This is a genomic window from Salmonella sp. SAL04196, assembly GCF_046550835.1.
GTDB classification, from domain to species: domain Bacteria; phylum Pseudomonadota; class Gammaproteobacteria; order Enterobacterales; family Enterobacteriaceae; genus Salmonella; species Salmonella enterica.
Genome location: NZ_JBGDXE010000001.1, coordinates 901,501 through 917,851 on the forward strand (window position 1 = coordinate 901,501; position 16,351 = coordinate 917,851).

16 protein-coding genes are annotated in these 16,351 nt (G+C 52.5%); 8 read left to right on the top strand and 8 right to left on the bottom strand.

The window, feature by feature from the left end; translation table 11 throughout:
• Window positions 1-145 precede the first annotated feature (145 nt).
• From ACLJPE_RS04595 to fadK, 5 genes are all read left to right on the top strand, one after another.
• Window positions 146-910: an electron transfer flavoprotein gene (locus ACLJPE_RS04595; RefSeq protein WP_000692095.1), complete on the top strand. Its 765-nt coding sequence runs from the start codon at window positions 146-148 to the stop codon at window positions 908-910.
• Window positions 911-931: 21 nt separating this feature from the next.
• Entirely contained in the window at window positions 932-1,867 is a 936-nt protein-coding gene (locus ACLJPE_RS04600) for an electron transfer flavoprotein subunit alpha (protein WP_015405973.1), read from the top strand.
• Window positions 1,868-1,923: 56 nt separating this feature from the next.
• Complete coding sequence (locus ACLJPE_RS04605; protein WP_001278564.1) at window positions 1,924-3,210, top strand: FAD-dependent oxidoreductase; 1,287 nt, start codon at window positions 1,924-1,926, stop codon at window positions 3,208-3,210.
• Window positions 3,207-3,500 carry a ferredoxin family protein gene (locus tag ACLJPE_RS04610; RefSeq protein WP_023225706.1) on the top strand — a complete coding sequence of 98 codons (294 nt, stop codon included), beginning with the start codon at window positions 3,207-3,209 and terminating at the stop codon, window positions 3,498-3,500. Before ACLJPE_RS04605 ends, ACLJPE_RS04610 begins: the two co-directional genes overlap by 4 nt.
• Window positions 3,501-3,589: 89 nt before the next feature.
• A complete protein-coding gene (gene fadK, locus ACLJPE_RS04615) occupies window positions 3,590-5,230 on the top strand; it encodes a medium-chain fatty-acid--CoA ligase (protein ID WP_000117494.1) in 1,641 nt (546 codons plus the stop codon).
• A gap of 41 nt (window positions 5,231-5,271) precedes the next feature.
• On the opposite strand, the gene ppsA is transcribed toward fadK, so the two are convergent.
• Complete coding sequence (ppsA, locus tag ACLJPE_RS04620; RefSeq protein WP_039513240.1) at window positions 5,272-7,650, bottom strand: phosphoenolpyruvate synthase; 2,379 nt, start codon at window positions 7,648-7,650, stop codon at window positions 5,272-5,274.
• Window positions 7,651-7,986: 336 nt separating this feature from the next.
• Between ppsA and ppsR the strand changes: the two genes are divergently transcribed.
• The 3 genes from ppsR to hemP all read left to right on the top strand — a co-directional run bounded on the left by ppsR (window position 7,987) and on the right by hemP (window position 10,370).
• On the top strand, window positions 7,987-8,820 hold the full coding sequence (gene ppsR / locus ACLJPE_RS04625) for a posphoenolpyruvate synthetase regulatory kinase/phosphorylase PpsR (RefSeq protein ID WP_000370992.1): 834 nt from the start codon (window positions 7,987-7,989) through the stop codon (window positions 8,818-8,820).
• 155 nt (window positions 8,821-8,975) lie between these two features.
• Window positions 8,976-10,022 carry a 3-deoxy-7-phosphoheptulonate synthase AroH gene (gene aroH / locus ACLJPE_RS04630; RefSeq protein WP_001082196.1) on the top strand — a complete coding sequence of 349 codons (1,047 nt, stop codon included), beginning with the start codon at window positions 8,976-8,978 and terminating at the stop codon, window positions 10,020-10,022.
• 156 nt (window positions 10,023-10,178) lie between these two features.
• Window positions 10,179-10,370, top strand: a complete 192-nt coding sequence (gene hemP / locus ACLJPE_RS04635; protein ID WP_000089115.1) for a hemin uptake protein HemP — start codon at window positions 10,179-10,181, stop codon at window positions 10,368-10,370.
• A 34-nt stretch (window positions 10,371-10,404) separates the two neighbouring features.
• Here hemP and selO read toward each other — a convergent pair whose 3' ends face one another.
• From selO to ihfA, 7 genes are all read right to left on the bottom strand, one after another.
• On the bottom strand, window positions 10,405-11,847 hold the full coding sequence (gene selO / locus ACLJPE_RS04640; protein ID WP_023232946.1) for a protein adenylyltransferase SelO: 1,443 nt from the start codon (window positions 11,845-11,847) through the stop codon (window positions 10,405-10,407).
• 61 nt (window positions 11,848-11,908) lie between these two features.
• Window positions 11,909-12,622 carry an anti-FlhDC factor YdiV gene (gene ydiV, locus ACLJPE_RS04645; RefSeq protein WP_000562007.1) on the bottom strand — a complete coding sequence of 238 codons (714 nt, stop codon included), beginning with the start codon at window positions 12,620-12,622 and terminating at the stop codon, window positions 11,909-11,911.
• Between the two features lie 313 nt (window positions 12,623-12,935).
• A complete protein-coding gene (locus ACLJPE_RS04650) occupies window positions 12,936-13,400 on the bottom strand; it encodes a C40 family peptidase (protein WP_001213256.1) in 465 nt (154 codons plus the stop codon).
• Window positions 13,401-13,476: 76 nt separating this feature from the next.
• Window positions 13,477-14,226 carry a vitamin B12 ABC transporter ATP-binding protein BtuD gene (gene btuD / locus ACLJPE_RS04655; protein WP_023232947.1) on the bottom strand — a complete coding sequence of 250 codons (750 nt, stop codon included), beginning with the start codon at window positions 14,224-14,226 and terminating at the stop codon, window positions 13,477-13,479.
• Window positions 14,226-14,777 carry a glutathione peroxidase gene (locus tag ACLJPE_RS04660; protein ID WP_023232948.1) on the bottom strand — a complete coding sequence of 184 codons (552 nt, stop codon included), beginning with the start codon at window positions 14,775-14,777 and terminating at the stop codon, window positions 14,226-14,228. The genes btuD and ACLJPE_RS04660 overlap by 1 nt, the downstream gene beginning before the upstream one ends.
• A gap of 91 nt (window positions 14,778-14,868) precedes the next feature.
• Window positions 14,869-15,849 (bottom strand): vitamin B12 ABC transporter permease BtuC, encoded by a 981-nt coding sequence (gene btuC / locus ACLJPE_RS04665; RefSeq protein WP_000954977.1) that lies wholly within the window; start codon window positions 15,847-15,849, stop codon window positions 14,869-14,871.
• A 202-nt stretch (window positions 15,850-16,051) separates the two neighbouring features.
• Complete coding sequence (ihfA, locus tag ACLJPE_RS04670; RefSeq protein ID WP_001229266.1) at window positions 16,052-16,351, bottom strand: integration host factor subunit alpha; 300 nt, start codon at window positions 16,349-16,351, stop codon at window positions 16,052-16,054.

Consider the following 16,351-nt stretch of genomic DNA (forward strand, 5'->3'; position numbering starts at 1 on the left):
CTAACGATTCTCTGTTCGCAGATTTTTCGTGCAAGATTGTTGGCAAGGAAAACAGATTGACCCATCGTAAACCTCTTCAGACTGCCGCAGACTATTTTCAGTCAGATTTACGTTACTTATCCGCACGCGACTCACTGGAGATGCAATGAAAATAATAACCTGCTTTAAGTTGGTGCCTGAAGAACAGGACATTACCGTGACCCCGGAACATTCGCTCAATTTTGATCGTGCCGAGGCCAAAATCAGCCAGTTTGATTTAAATGCAATTGAGGCCGCCGCGCAGTTAGCTGGCGATGGCGACGAGATCGCCGCGCTCACCGTCGGCGGCTCTCTGTTACAAAATTCAAAAGTCCGCAAAGATGTGTTATCCCGCGGGCCGGATGCGCTTTTTATGGTTCAGGATGCGCAACTGGAGCACGCTCTGCCCAAAGAAACCGCGCTGGCGCTAGCATCCGCGGCGGAGAAAATCGGCTTTGACCTGCTGCTCTTTGGAGAGGGCTCCGGCGATATTTATGCCCAACAGGTGGGCCTGCTGACTGGCGAACTCCTGAAACTCCCCGTCATCAACGCAGTAAGCCATATTCAACGCGACGGCGACAAAATCATCGTTGAACGCACACTGGAAGAAGACGTTGAAATTATCGAGCTCACCCTGCCCGCGGTGCTTTGCGTGACCTCAGATATTAACGTTCCACGCATCCCGTCAATGAAAGCCATTCTCGGCGCCGGGAAAAAAGCCGTTACGTCGTGGCTGGCGAGCGATATCCACTGGACCCCAACCACGCCACTGGCGGAACTGGTCGCCATCTCGGTACCGCCGCAGACAGAACGCAAGCATATCATTCTCGATAACGATTCGCCGGAAGCCATTACCGCACTGGCCGACCATTTGAAAAAATCCCTGAACTAAACCCAACGGAGAAAAATTATCATGAATCATTTAGCTAACGTATGGGTATTTAGCGATAACGTAGAGCGTTATGCCGAATTAATGACCGGCGCGCGGCAGTGGGGAGAAAAAGTTTACGCCATCGTGCAAGGAAACACGGAGATCGACTACGTGAAAGCGCTTGGCGCTGATGAGATAGTCATTATTGAATCGCATACGGATTTGCAGCGCGTGGAAAACTATGCCGAAACGCTGGCCTCGTTATTAGGCGACCAAAATGGGCTACTGCTCATGGCGGCGACCAAGCGCTGTAAAGCGCTTGGCGCCCGGCTGAGCATCCAGCTTGACGCCGTGATGGTGAACGACGCGACGTCTATTGACCTCCTCGACGGGACGCTACACGCAGAGCATCGCATGTACGGCGGACTTGCTTTCGGCAAAGAGAAATTAAACAGCCCGCAGGCGATTATTACGCTGGCACCCGGCGTGCTGGAACCCGCCGCCCCTCTCCCCGGTCATACTTGCCCGCAGACCACGCTGGCATATATTGCCCCACGCCACGAGGTATTGTGCCAGCAGCGGCGCGCGAAATCGTTAAGCAGCGTCGATTTGAGCAAAGCCAAACGGGTCATCGGCGTAGGACGAGGTCTGGCGGCGCAAAGCGATCTGGATATGGTGCATAAACTGGCGGCCGTTCTCGGCGCAGAAGTGGGCTGTTCCCGCCCCATTGCGGAAGGTGAAAACTGGATGGAACGTGAGCGTTATATTGGCGTATCCGGCGTTCTGTTGAAATCCGATCTCTATCTGACGCTGGGCATTTCCGGCCAAATTCAACATATGGTGGGTGGAAACGGCGCAAAAATTATTGTCGCAATTAACAAAGATAAAAACGCGCCCATTTTCAATTATGCCGATTATGGCCTGGTGGGCGATATCTATAAGGTTGTTCCTGCCCTCATCGACCAGTTAAGCCGCTAATTCCTTTTTCAACGCACATCTCCCGTCGTCGATACGGCGGGAAAGGAGCATAAAGCATGTCGGATGATAAATTTGACGCTATTGTGGTGGGCGCAGGCGTAGCAGGAACGGTCGCCGCGTATGTGATGGCAAAAGCGGGACTGGATGTACTGGTTATTGAACGCGGAAACAGCGCGGGCAGCAAAAATATGACCGGTGGCCGGCTCTACGCTCACAGTATCGAAAGTATTATGCCGGGATTCGCAACGTCCGCCCCCATCGAACGCGTCGTTACCCGTGAAAAAATCTCCTTTTTAACCGAAGAAAGCGCCGTCACACTTGATTTTCACCGCGCGCCCCCTACTCCGCCCCTTACGTCATATACCGTACTGCGCAACAAACTGGACCCGTGGCTAATGGCGCAGGCGGAACAGGCTGGCGCGCAGTTTATCCCAGGTGTGCGGGTCGACGCTCTGGTACGTGAAGGCAATCGCGTCACTGGCGTTCAGGCCGGGGATGATATTCTGGATGCGAATATTGTGATTCTCGCGGACGGCGTGAATTCCATGCTGGGCCGTTCACTGGACATGGTGCCTGTCTCTTCTGCGCATCACTATGCCGTCGGCGTAAAAGAGTTGATTGGGCTCTCTCCGGCACTTATTGAAGAGCGCTTTAATCTGGCGTCCCATGAAGGCGCCGCCTGGTTATTCGCTGGCGCGCCCTCCAACGGGCTCATGGGCGGCGGGTTTCTTTATACCAACCGCGATTCGGTTTCTCTGGGGCTGGTATGTGGCCTGGGCGACATTGCTCACGCGACCAAAAGCGTACCGCAAATGCTGGAAGATTTTAAACAGCATCCGGCAATACGCCCTTTGATTCAGGGGGGAACGCTGCTTGAATACTCCGCTCATATGGTGCCCGAAGGCGGCATAGCAATGATGCCGGAGCTGGCAAATGACGGCGTGATGATTGTCGGCGACGCCGCCGGTCTTTGCCTGAATCTCGGTTATACCGTCCGCGGCATGGATTTAGCCATCGCGTCCGCGCAAGCGGCCGCTCAAACCGCCATTGACGCTAAAGCGCGGCAAGATTTTTCCGCCGCGAGTCTTGCCGGTTACAAACGCGCGCTGGAGAAAAACGGCGTGTTACGCGATATGCGGCATTTCCGCAAACTCCCCGGATTAATGGAAAACCCACGGCTTTTTACCGAGTACCCGCGAATGGCGGCAAACATTGTGGGCGATCTGTTCACCGTTGATGGCGGTCCAATCCCACCGTTGCGTAAAACTATCCTGTCACATGCGAAAAAAGTTGGACTGGTAAACCTATTAAAAGATGGCATAAAAGGGGCTACGGCATTATGAGTTCGGACAATAAGGTGAATGTTGACGTCAAATTGGGCGTAAATAAATTTTACGTAGATGAAGGACACCCACATATCATTTTGCGCTCCTCGCCTGACATGCAGGAGTTTAATAAATTAATAAAAGCCTGCCCTGCCGGACTCTATAAGCTGGACGATGCGGGAAATATTCATTTTGACGCCGCGGGCTGCCTGGAATGCGGGACCTGCAGGGTTCTCTGCGGCAATACTCTTCTCGAAAAATGGGAATACCCGGCGGGAACGTTCGGCGTTGAGTTTCGCTACGGCTGACGCTCTGAAACACCGGATAACGACGCTACGGCGTCTTATTCGGCTTGCCCCCGGAGATTACGTCATTTGTATTAATAGAGAACAAGTCAATGAGTGTTACATTAACGTTTGACGCCGCGCGGCGGAAAACCTATCGCGAGTCCGGCTACTGGGGCGATGCTTCACTGGGCGACTACTGGCGGCAAACCGCACGCGCCGTACCCGATAAAATCGCCGTGGTCGATAATCATGGCGCGTCCTGGACCTACGCCGCACTCGACTGCGCGGCAAGCCGCCTGGCAAACTGGTTGCTGTCTCAGGGGATTCAACCGGGCGATCGCGTGGCCTTTCAGCTTCCGGGCTGGTGTGAGTTTACCCTCATTTATCTGGCCTGCCTGAAAACGGGCGCGGTATCTGTCCCGCTGCTTCCCGCCTGGCGAGAAGCAGAGCTGGTTTGGGTGCTGAACAAATGTCAGGCTAAAATATTCTTCGCCCCCACCGTGTTCAAACAGAATCGTCCGGTCGATCTTATCCTTCCGCTACAAAATCAACTGCGCCATCTGACACATATTGTCGGCGTGGATAAACTGGCGCCTGCCACCACAGCACTTGCGCTTAGTCAAATCATCGACCGCAGCGAACCGTTGCAGTCAAACATTAACATTCACGGTGATGAACTGGCGGCAGTGCTGTTTACCTCCGGCACAGAAGGAATGCCCAAAGGGGTAATGTTGACCCACAATAATATTCTTGCCAGCGAACGGGCGTATTGCGCGCGGTTGAATTTAACCTGGCAAGATGTGTTCCTGATGCCTGCGCCACTTGGCCACGCCACCGGATTTTTACACGGCGTCACCGCGCCCTTTTTAATCGGGGCGCGTAGCGTATTGCTGGACATCTTTACCCCAGAAGCCTGCCTTACCTTATTAGCGCAGCAACGCTGTACCTGTATGTCAGGCGCGACGCCGTTTATTTACGATCTACTTTGTGCCGTTGAGCAACAGCCTGCCGACCTCTCCTCACTGCGATTCTTCTTATGCGGCGGCACGACTATTCCCAAAAAGGTTGCCCGCGACTGCCAGCAGCGCGGTATCAAATTATTGAGTATTTACGGTTCTACAGAAAGTTCTCCGCACTCGATGGTTAATCTGGGTGATTCGACTTCACGCATGATGAACACCGATGGTTATGCCGCCACCGGTGTAGAAATTAAAATCGTGGATGAAGATCGCAATACGCTTCCAGCAGGCCACGAAGGCGAAGAAGCCTCGCGCGGGCCGAACGTTTTTATGGGATACCTGGACGAGCCGGAACTTACCGCCCGCGCACTGGATAATGAGGGCTGGTATTACAGCGGCGACCTCTGCCGCATGGATGAAGACGGTTATATCAAAATTACCGGGCGCAAAAAGGATATTATTATACGTGGAGGTGAAAATATCAGCAGTCGCGAAGTCGAAGATATTTTATTACAACACCCTCGCATACACGATGCTTGCGTCGTTGCTATGCCTGATGAACGCTTAGGCGAACGTTCATGCGCGTATTTGGTCTTAAAACCGCCGCACCTTTCGCTGGCGCTGGAAGAGGTGACCGCTTTTTTCAGTCGAAAACGGGTAGCGAAGTATAAATATCCGGAACGGATCGTCATCGTAGAAAAACTGCCCAGAACCGCCTCTGGCAAAGTGCAGAAGTTTCTGTTGCGGCAGGATATTATTGAGCGGCTGCGCCAGGAGCACACCGCGGTGTAAATTGCCGGATGGCGACGTTAACGCCGCCATCCGGTATCACACTACTTCTTCAGTTCCGCCAGACTCAGCCAGGTCTGAACCACGGTGTCCGGGTTCAGCGACAGGCTGTCGATCCCCTCTTCCATCAGCCAGGCGGCAAAGTCTTCATGGTCGGACGGGCCCTGGCCGCAAATTCCAACATATTTGCCCTGTTTTTTCGCCGCGCGGATCGCCATCGACAGTAGCGCTTTCACCGCGTCGTTACGCTCGTCAAACAGTTCAGACACCACGCCGGAATCGCGATCCAGCCCCAGCGCCAGCTGCGTCATGTCGTTAGAACCAATCGAGAAGCCATCAAAATATTCGAGGAACTGTTCAGCCAGCAAGGCATTGGACGGGATCTCGCACATCATGATGATCTTCAGCCCGTTCTCGCCGCGTTTAAGCCCCTGGCACGCCAGCTCTTCGATGACCGCTTTCGCCTGGTCGACCGTCCGCACGAACGGGATCATGATTTCGACGTTGGTAAGGCCCATATCGTTGCGCACGCGTTTCACCGCTTCGCATTCCAGCGCAAAACAATCGCGGAAACTTTCTGCGACGTAACGGCCCGCGCCGCGGAAGCCCAGCATCGGGTTTTCTTCATGCGGCTCATAGCGTTCGCCGCCGACCAGGTTGGCGTATTCGTTGGACTTAAAGTCAGACAGGCGAACGATAACGCGTTTCGGGTAGAAGGCGGCGCCTAACGTCGCGATCCCTTCCGTCAGTCGACCAACGTAAAATTCACGCGGCGAGTCAAACCCTTTCATCATCTCACGAATGTCGTTTTGCAGCGCGGCATCCTGGTCGTCAAACTCCAGCAGCGCACGCGGGTGAACGCCAATCATACGGTTAATGATGAATTCCAGTCGCGCCAGACCTACGCCCTCATTCGGCAGGCAGGCAAAGTCAAATGCCCTGTCCGGGTTGCCGACGTTCATCATGACCTTCAGCGGTAGCTCTGGCATGGTATCTACGCTGGAGCTTTTTACGCTGAAATCCAGCATGTCGGCATACACATAACCGGTATCACCTTCTGCGCAGGAGACGGTTACTTTTTCGCCATCTTTCATGCGTTCGGTGGCGTCGCCGCAGCCGACTACCGCCGGAATACCCAATTCGCGGGCGATAATCGCCGCGTGACAGGTGCGCCCGCCACGGTTAGTGACAATCGCCGCCGCTTTTTTCATGATCGGTTCCCAGTCCGGGTCGGTCATATCGGTGACAAGCACATCGCCAGGCTCAATACGGTTCATTTCGCCGATATCATGAATAACTTTTACCGTACCCGCGCCGATACGATGCCCAATGGCGCGACCTTCGGCAATGATTTTCCCCTGCGCATGTAGCGTATAACGCTCCATCACCTGGCCACGGGAGCGCACGGTTTCCGGACGTGCCTGCACAATAAAGAGCTTACCGGTATGACCGTCTTTCGCCCATTCGATATCCATCGGACGACCATAGTGCTGCTCAATCTGCACCGCTTGTTTCGCCAGTTCCTGCACTTCTTCGTTGGTGAGCGAGAAAATGTCGCGCTGTTCCTGCGGCACATCCTCAATCTTCACTTGCTTGCCGTGCTCTTGGGTGGCGGCGTAAACCATGCGGATTTTTTTCGACCCCATGGTGCGGCGTACGATGGCCGGATGGCCTGCCGCCAGGGTTGGCTTATGGACATAAAATTCATCCGGGTTAACCGCCCCCTGCACCACCATTTCACCCAGTCCCCATGCCGAGGTGATAAAGACCACCTGGTCAAAACCGGATTCGGTATCGATAGAGAACATCACCCCTGACGAGGCGAGATCGGAGCGAACCATCCGCTGCACGCCAGCGGAAAGCGCTACGCCGCGATGATCATACCCCTGGTGAACGCGATAAGAGATGGCGCGATCGTTAAACAGAGAAGCAAATACGTGTTTCACTGCCACCAGAACCGCATCGAAGCCTTGAACGTTAAGAAACGTTTCCTGTTGGCCCGCAAACGAAGCATCTGGCATATCTTCCGCCGTGGCGGAGGAACGCACGGCAAAAGAGGCATTTTCATCATCCGACGAAAGCTGCGCATAGGCATCGCGGATGGCGTTTTCCAGCGCCGGCTGGAAAGGAGTGTCGATAATCCACTGGCGGATCTGCGCGCCCGCTTTCGCCAGCTGGGAGACATCATCAATATCTGTCTTATCCAGCAGCTCATAAATGCGCTGGTTTACGCCGCTTTGATCCAAAAACTGGTTAAACGCATCGGCAGTGGTTGCAAAACCATTCGGAACGGATACGCCCATGCCGGAAAGGTTAGTAATCATTTCACCCAGGGAGGCATTTTTGCCCCCAACTCTGTCTACATCATTCATGCCGAGTTGGTTATACCAAAGCACCAGCGGTGACGAGCCATTGTTGGACATCGAACAATCCTTTTGTGATAAATGAACGAGTTTAAGAAACACATAGTTGCGTATTTATCCTGGCATACTTAAACCCGCGAAAAAAACGGTGAATCGTTCAAGCAAATTTATTTTTTCATTTTTTCAGATTGTTTACGTAGTTGCGCAAACCCGCGCATAGCACGGCATTCCCTTAATCACCCCCGGTATAAACTGCGTTTCCAGGAAATGAAACACACTTTTCATTAATTATAAAAAGTGCCTGTCATTTTATAAAATAAGCGACAAGTTATACGTTTCCCGTTACTTTTAATTTATGCTTTCAGATAATTATGTTTACTCTTCAGGATGAACAGAATGGATAATGTTGTTGATCGCCATGTTTTCTATATTTCTGATGGTACCGCCATCACCGCCGAGGTCCTGGGTCACGCGGTCATGTCGCAGTTTCCGGTGACGATCAGCAGCATCACGCTGCCATTCGTGGAAAACGAAAGTCGCGCCCGCGCCGTCAAAGACCAAATTGACGCCATTTATCAGCAAACCGGCGTTCGCCCGCTGGTATTTTACTCGATTGTTTTACCTGAAATTCGCGCCATCATCTTACAGAGCGAAGGTTTCTGCCAGGATATCGTCCAGGCGCTGGTGGCGCCGCTTCAGCAGGAGATGAAACTGGATCCGACGCCGATCGCTCATCGTACTCATGGGCTTAATCCGGGTAACCTGAACAAGTATGACGCCCGTATTGCCGCTATCGATTATACCCTGGCGCATGATGATGGCATTTCATTGCGCAACCTCGATCAGGCCCAGGTCATTTTACTTGGCGTTTCGCGCTGTGGAAAAACGCCCACCAGCCTCTATCTGGCGATGCAATTCGGTATTCGTGCGGCTAACTACCCTTTCATCGCCGATGATATGGATAATTTGACGCTGCCCACATCGTTAAAACCGCTACAACATAAACTGTTCGGCCTGACAATTGACCCTGAACGCCTGGCGGCTATTCGCGAAGAACGCCGTGAAAACAGTCGCTATGCCTCGTTGCGTCAGTGCCGCATGGAAGTGGCGGAGGTCGAAGCGCTGTATCGTAAGAATCAGATCCCCTGCCTGAACAGCACCAATTATTCCGTTGAAGAGATAGCCACCAAAATTCTCGACATTATGGGGCTTAACCGCAGGATGTACTAGCAAACTAGTTTAATGGGTTGGTTTTTGTTATCATGCCGTTCTGCCTGCGAGGTGTGACACGCCTCGCACTTGAAATCAGCAGGGATTGGTTTATCGTGATGCCCATCACTTCCCGGTAGTCCTGCCGTTGAAGCAACAAATTTCTGAGACTTGTAATGAACAGAACCGACGAACTCCGTACTGCGCGTATCGACAGCCTGGTAACACCGACCGAACTCGCGCAGCGGTATCCTGTATCGTCCTCCGTCGCCAGTCACGTTACCGACTCCCGACGCCGGATAGAAAAGATTTTAAATGGTGAAGATCCACGGCTACTGGTCGTCATTGGCCCCTGTTCGATTCACGATCTGAATGCTGCTATGGAATACGCGACGCAGCTCCAGGCACAACGCCAAAAGCATCAGGCGCGTCTGGAAATCGTCATGCGCACCTATTTTGAAAAACCGCGCACCGTCGTGGGATGGAAAGGCCTGATTTCCGATCCCGACTTGAATGGAAGTTACCGCGTCAATTATGGGCTTGAACTGGCGCGTCGCTTGCTATTGCAGGTGAACGAACTGGGAGTACCGACCGCCACAGAGTTTCTTGATATGGTCACCGGCCAGTTTATTGCCGATCTGATCAGTTGGGGAGCGATTGGCGCGCGTACCACCGAAAGCCAAATCCATCGAGAAATGGCTTCTGCGCTCTCTTGTCCGGTCGGCTTTAAAAATGGTACGGATGGCAATACTCGCATTGCCGTTGACGCTATTCGCGCCTCCCGCGCCAGCCATATGTTTCTCTCGCCGGATAAAGACGGACAGATGACCATCTACCAAACGAGTGGCAACCCGTATGGGCACATCATCATGCGCGGCGGTAAAAAACCGAACTACCACGCTGAAGATATTGCCGCCGCCTGCGACACGTTGCATGAATTTGATCTGCCGGAACATCTGGTCGTCGACTTCAGCCACGGCAACTGTCAAAAACAGCATCGCCGCCAGTTGGAGGTATGTGATGATATTTGCCAGCAGATTCGCAATGGCTCCACGGCAATTGCCGGGATTATGGCAGAGAGTTTTTTACGGGAAGGCACGCAAAAAATTATCAGCGGTCAACCATTAATCTATGGTCAGTCCATTACCGATCCCTGCCTGAACTGGGAAGATACGGAAGTTCTGTTGGAAAAACTGGCCGCGGCGGTAGATAGCCGCTTTTAATAGCTCGCCCATCCTGCCGGGATGGGCGTTTCTTCGATGCGTTACCCGCCCTTTTCTCTCCCCGCGCGTATATCACTCCACAGAATTAGCACTTGCTGTTATCGCATTAATTATTGATAATAATAATCATTGTGAGTTTGATTATTAATAAATAGCATGTCGCGTATGGATAACACCGAGCTGCCTCACCCTAAGGAAATAGACAATGAAACGCTTCTCCCTGCCGCTGAACGGCGCGTCAACAGTCAGGCGCTATTAGGTCCGGACGGCAAAGTCATTATCGATCACAATGGTCAGGAGTATCTGTTGCGTAAAACTCAGGCTGGTAAGCTACTGTTAACCAAATAACGCTCCGCCAGCAGACGATGCTGCTGGCATCTGGCTAACTTGAACAACTGACCTCCAGCCGTTTTCCCCACTCCGGCGGTCGGCTGGCATAGTCATCATCTCGATCGGTAAAAGGTTGACGTAAAACTTCATGCAACCGATGCAGTTCCGCCATGTCTCCTTGTTCAGCCGCATCTATCGCGCGTTGCGCCAGCCAGTTGCGCAACACAACCGCAGGATTCACGCGTTGCATCTGCTGCTGGCGCAGCGCGTCATCCACCGCCTCTGTGCGCAATCGCGCCCGGTAGCGGTCGAACCAGGCATCGAACGCCGTGCGATCGATAAACGTATCCCGCAACGGCGAGGAAGCGCTCTGTTGCTCCGTATGGCTTAACATCCGAAATGTACGGGTATAATCACTCCCTTCGCGCGCCATCAGACTAAACAATTCATTCAGTAAAGCGTTATCGTCTTTTTGCTCGGTAAAGAAACCCAGCTTCTGGCGCATTCGCTGCCCATAGTGCGTTAACAACGCGTCCTGGTAACGATCCAGCGCTCTGTTTAACGCGTCGATCTCAATAAAAGGGGTTAGCGTCTGCGCCAGACGTTGTAAATTCCACAGCGCCACCGACGGTTGATTATCGAAGCGGTAACGTCCCTGATGATCGGAATGGTTACCAATGAAGCCGGGATCGTAGTCGTCGAGAAAACCAAAGGGGCCATAGTCGATGGTCAGCCCCAGAATCGACATATTATCCGTATTCATAACACCGTGCGAAAAACCGACGGTTTGCCACTCGGCGATGAGTCTTCCGGTACGCGCCGCCACCTCTTCAAACCACAAAGCATATTTTTCCGGGACATCCTGCCATTGCGGCCAGTAATGACGAATAGCGAAATCAGCCAGTTGCTGAACTTTTTCCGGCTCACGGCGGTAGTAGAAATGTTCGAAATGACCAAAACGCATATGACTTTGTGCCAGACGCATTAACATCGCGCCCGTTTCCTGCGTCTCTCGCTGAACCAGCGTATCGCTGGCTACGATAGATAACGCGCGCGTAGTGGGAATACCCAGATAATGCATGGCTTCGCTGGCAAGGCTTTCTCGTATGGTTGAACGCAGGACGGCGCGTCCATCCCCCATTCGCGAATAGGGTGTTAATCCGGCACCTTTCAGATGCCAGTCGAGGGTCGAGCCATCCGCCAGGAGCTGTTCGCCCAGCAAAATACCGCGTCCGTCGCCGAGTTGTCCCGCCCAGACGCCGAACTGATGCCCGCTATATACCTGCGCGACAGGTGACATACCGGGTAATAAGGTTTCGCCGCCCCAAACGCCAGCGCCATTGGTAGCGTCAAATAACGAAGCGGGAATGGCTAGCTGCTGCGCCAGTTCGTCGTTATACCAAATCAGTCGCGCATTTTTTAACGGTGTGGGTAAAAGCGCGGTATACGTTGCTGGCAGTTCATCGCGCCAACGGGCAGTAAAAGACAGGGTCATAGGGCCTCCTGTCTTCAGTGTAGACGGTTAATCACCGGTTAAACACCGGCAAACAGAAAGGTTATCGCTGAACGAGTTTAATGAGCTGGCTTACTGGCACCGGAGGCCATAGTCCGCCCTGGAATGCGCTAAACCCCAATGGCGCTGCGCGCGCAAACATCGCCTCAGTATCAATACCGGCAATCATCAGCGACTCGCAGCTGGAGGAGAGCTGGGCAACGATAGCGTGCATGAATGGTTCGAATGAGATCATTTCAGCTCGCTGCTGAATAAAATTTTTATCCAACATGACTCGTTTGAAAAGCCCATCGAAAATAGCTTTAGTCGACGCCTCGCCTGCCCCAAAATTTGCCAGCATTAATGGGAAATGCATTGCCAGATTAGCTAACGTTTCATTGTTTTTGCCCTGGTTTAACCCAGGATAATTCTCATTTATAGCTAATTCAAGAAACGGAAAGCGCGCTGCCCGGGAAAAAAGTTCGCTATCTAATAATAATAAGTCACTAATTGCAGGCGGTAAATTAAGCCATGCAATAAGTTTATGCTGAATAAAAAAGTGCTGACAGGTTTCTAACAACGCCAGTTTTTCAACAAACAGACAGTATTGCTCCTCCACCGAAAGGCGAGGCGCTACCAACTCAGTCGGCATCCGCACGGCGCCGTCTTCAGCGGCAAACGTTGCAATAATCTCTAAACCAACAAGCCGAGCGTTTTCATCCATGACGGGAAGGAAAAAGAGTTCGGAATGGTAAAGCTCATCAAGTGAAGCAATCATTACGCCAGTCCCATGGTTAGGGCGCTATTCGCCATCCAGTCACTACGGACGGAAACAGACGTAACTTCAGATACTAATTGAAGCGTCATCATTTTTCTTGTTTACCGGTAAACCGGTTCCTTTTTTTAACTTACTCTGATTATAAACCAATATCCAATGTTGTACTTTTAACAGGGCGTGAGCACGCCCGTTTTTAATAAAAGTACGTTTGTAAATGCTACGGTTATATCATTATATATGATGACAACAGATGTCATAAGTTCAACCGACGGTATGTTAAAAATAGACTATAAAATTTATATCGTCTGCGAGGTTAAATTCGCCGTGCCTGCCAGAAGTTTTTTCGCCAGTACACATTATCCAGCGATGAACGCATCACGCCACGACTGGTAGAGGCATGAATAAACTCATTATTTGTATCGTAAATACCAACATGTAAACCACTTTCGCCCGAACCGGTTTTAAAGAAAACCAAATCTCCAGGCAGCAATTCATCTTTATCGATTCTGGTGCCGATTTTTGATTGTTCACGCGTATCACGAGGCAACTGCAAATCAAACTTGTCGCGCATAGTGACTACCACAAAGCCGGAACAGTCCACGCCTCTGCGACTCATGCCGCCGTAACGGTATGGCGTACCACGCCAGGACTGCAACTGATCGTTCAGACCCGCAATGACGGTAATGGAGTCTGATAATCTGGCGTTTGGCGCCGGTGCCCGATGAGTACTGCATCCTGCCAGGAACAATGCTGTGATAACAAGAAGCCAAAAACGCATGCCGCAACAATCCTCTGTTTTTATTTTGGTATTAATTTAGCGTCGAAATTACCTGCTTTTCAAGAAACGATTTTACTTAAGTGGCCGAAATGAGCATTGGATGCCCCTCAACGTCGAGTCGTCGAAAGCGCAGACCGTAGGCTTGCGCCAGATAAGAGGGGGTGAGCACCTCTTCCCGGCGGCCGCAGGCAATGAGTTTACCGCGCTTTAGTAACCAGGCTTTATGCGCATGGCGCAGCGTGTGGTTCAGATCGTGGCTACTCATCACAATCGCGATTCCTGCCTGACACAAATGATGTAATACCCGATCCAAAGCGTTTTGTTGCGCAACATCGAGACTGTTCATCGGCTCATCAAGCAGCAATAATTGACCGACCGGATTAGCGTCGGGATGAATTTGTAGTACAACGGCAGCAAGGCGAACGCGCTGCCACTCGCCACCGGAAAGCTGATTCACGCTTCGCCCCAGTTTGTCGCCCAATCCAAGCATATCGGCTACCTCGTTAAGCTGCCCGGTTCGCGTTTTATCAGGTTGATGCAATGTCAGGTAATGCCAGACCGGCATGGCGAACGGCGGATTTTGCTGTTGCGCAAGATAAGCGCGGTGTTGGGCAAGCGTTGCCGTCGCCCATGCCTCCAGCGGCGCTCCGCCAAACCTGATGCTCCCCTCGCCTGAGGTTAACCCCGCCATACGCGCCAGCAACGTGCTTTTTCCGGCGCCGTTCGGCCCGACAAGGTGAAGGATCTCTCCTGCGTTTACTTCGCCGGAAAGCGGCCCCAGGCGGGTGCTCTCGGCGACGTCCTTTAATTGCATCAATTGAGACATTATTTTGCCAACGCGATTTTTATGCTTTCCATCACAATAGGATCTTCAGGCGTCATATCCGGCGAAAAACGCTGTACCACCTGACCATCCCGGCCTACCAAAAATTTTTCAAAATTCCACAGAATATCATCCGGATAGAGTGGCATACGCCCTTTGCTTACCATCCGTTCGTAAAAGCCGCTCTTCTCCGGCGCGACGGCCGTTGGCGCAGCGGCTATCAGTTTTTGATACAGCGGATGGCGCGCGTCGCCATTCACATCAATTTTACTGAACATCGGGAACGTGACGCCCCAGGTGCTGGCGCAATAGGTTTTAATCTCCTCTTCGCTGCCTGGCTCCTGCCCCATAAACTGGTTGCAGGGAAAACCCAACACGACAAACCCCTGATCTGCCCACGCCTTCTGGATATTTTCCAACTGTTCATATTGCGGCGTCAGACCACATCTGGAGGCGACGTTTACAATGAGCAGCACTTTTCCGGCGTATTTTTCAAGTGTAGTGACCTCTCCATCAATCGTCGTAACGTGAGTATTAAGAAGCGAGTTTTGCATGGTGTCTCCCTGATGTCGGTAGAATAGCGGGTTTCATCGTTAGCCTTTAATCATAGACTGCGAATGATGAACGCAGTTGTTTACCGATGCGCTAACGCGCGGATTTGAGCAGCAGCCAGATAAACACTGGCGCCCCCAATGTGGCGGTGACCACCCCGATAGGCAGTTCAGCCGACGCCAGCGCCAGTCGGGCGACCACATCAGCCAATAGCAGGGCGATAGCCCCGGCCAGCGCGCAGCCGGGAAGTAAAACCCGGTGATCGGTTAAACCACATAAGCGCAGGATGTGCGGAATAACCAGACCGATAAAACCAATCGCCCCCGCCATCGCCACGCTGACGCCCACCATCCAGCCGGTGGCGACGACCAACAAATTGCGCCAGAACCACAGCGGCAGGCCAAGCTGCCGCGCCGAGGTTTCCCCTAGCGCCAGCATATTCAGCGGTTGCGACTGGCAACATATCCAGATCAGTACCGGGATGAGCGCAATCATTAGCCAGCTCTGCTGCCAGTCAACGCCGCCGAATCCTCCCATCATCCAGTACATTAATTGCCGCAGATCGAAAGAGGTGGAAAAATAGATAGCCCACGTCATCAGCGCGCTACAGATAATGCCCAGCGCGACGCCCGCCAACAACAAGCGGCTGGTAGAGAGATGGCGGCGCGCAAAACGCAGCAGGATTAACGTAATAATGAGCGCGCCGGCTATAGCGCACAGTCCCAGCGCCCATCCAGGCAGTTGCCCCTGCCCCAGTAAGACGGCGGCAATAAGCCCAACACCGGCCCCATTCGAAACGCCGAGCAGGCCCGGTTCAGCAAGTGGGTTTTCAAACAGCGCCTGCATCACAGCGCCCGATAGCGCCAGCGCAGCGCCAACCAGCAATACCGCAAGCGTGCGGGGAAGACGAATTTGCCAGACAAACAGTTCTCCCCGGGCGCTTAACCAGTCACCGGGGGCAATCCACTGTTCGCCTGCGCATAAGCTCAGAAATGTAGCCAGTAGCACCAGCAGTGACAGGCTCAGAAGCCAGCGAACGTTTCGTCGCTGTTGTTGGCGGGCAAAAGTCAGCATGTTATCCATTCAGCTGAAAAGAGGTAGCGTGATTTTACGGTGGGTATCCTTTACTTGAAAGAAAAAAGGCCGCAATGCGGCCTTTTTAGTTATACGAGTCATCTTTCAGGCTAACAGATACGCTGTCATCCCGCTGATCTACTTTCGGGATGGCAGCGTATCTGCCGCAATACACCCTGATGGATGTTATGCCTGGATCTGATTACTCTTCTTTGGGCGAAGCGTTCTCGACCCGGCTCTTTAACTTCTGCCCGGGTCTGAAGGTCACCACGCGCCGTGCTGTAATAGGAATATCTTCACCCGTTTTCGGGTTACGCCCCGGACGTTGATTTTTATCACGCAGATCGAAGTTACCAAAACCAGAGAGTTTCACCTGCTCACCGTTTTCCAGAGCACGACGGATCTCTTCGAAAAACAGTTCAACCAGTTCTTTGGCATCCCGCTTGCTAAGCCCAAGCTTATCAAACAGATATTCTGACATTTCAGCTTTTGTAAGCGCCAT

Bases quoted from the DNA above. Each gene is read 5' to 3' on its own strand.
- ACLJPE_RS04595 (WP_000692095.1), top strand. From the start codon at position 146: ATGAAAATAATAACCTGCTTTAAGTTGGTGCCTGAAGAACAGGACATT.
- ACLJPE_RS04600 (WP_015405973.1), top strand. From the start codon at position 932: ATGAATCATTTAGCTAACGTATGGGTATTTAGCGATAACGTAGAGCGT.
- ACLJPE_RS04605 (WP_001278564.1), top strand. From the start codon at position 1,924: ATGTCGGATGATAAATTTGACGCTATTGTGGTGGGCGCAGGCGTAGCA.
- ACLJPE_RS04610 (WP_023225706.1), top strand. From the start codon at position 3,207: ATGAGTTCGGACAATAAGGTGAATGTTGACGTCAAATTGGGCGTAAAT.
- fadK (WP_000117494.1), top strand. From the start codon at position 3,590: ATGAGTGTTACATTAACGTTTGACGCCGCGCGGCGGAAAACCTATCGC.
- ppsA (WP_039513240.1), bottom strand. From the start codon at position 7,650: ATGTCCAACAATGGCTCGTCACCGCTGGTGCTTTGGTATAACCAACTC.
- ppsR (WP_000370992.1), top strand. From the start codon at position 7,987: ATGGATAATGTTGTTGATCGCCATGTTTTCTATATTTCTGATGGTACC.
- aroH (WP_001082196.1), top strand. From the start codon at position 8,976: ATGAACAGAACCGACGAACTCCGTACTGCGCGTATCGACAGCCTGGTA.
- hemP (WP_000089115.1), top strand. From the start codon at position 10,179: ATGTCGCGTATGGATAACACCGAGCTGCCTCACCCTAAGGAAATAGAC.
- selO (WP_023232946.1), bottom strand. From the start codon at position 11,847: ATGACCCTGTCTTTTACTGCCCGTTGGCGCGATGAACTGCCAGCAACG.
- ydiV (WP_000562007.1), bottom strand. From the start codon at position 12,622: ATGATTGCTTCACTTGATGAGCTTTACCATTCCGAACTCTTTTTCCTT.
- ACLJPE_RS04650 (WP_001213256.1), bottom strand. From the start codon at position 13,400: ATGCGTTTTTGGCTTCTTGTTATCACAGCATTGTTCCTGGCAGGATGC.
- btuD (WP_023232947.1), bottom strand. From the start codon at position 14,226: ATGTCTCAATTGATGCAATTAAAGGACGTCGCCGAGAGCACCCGCCTG.
- ACLJPE_RS04660 (WP_023232948.1), bottom strand. From the start codon at position 14,777: ATGCAAAACTCGCTTCTTAATACTCACGTTACGACGATTGATGGAGAG.
- btuC (WP_000954977.1), bottom strand. From the start codon at position 15,849: ATGCTGACTTTTGCCCGCCAACAACAGCGACGAAACGTTCGCTGGCTT.
- ihfA (WP_001229266.1), bottom strand. From the start codon at position 16,351: ATGGCGCTTACAAAAGCTGAAATGTCAGAATATCTGTTTGATAAGCTT.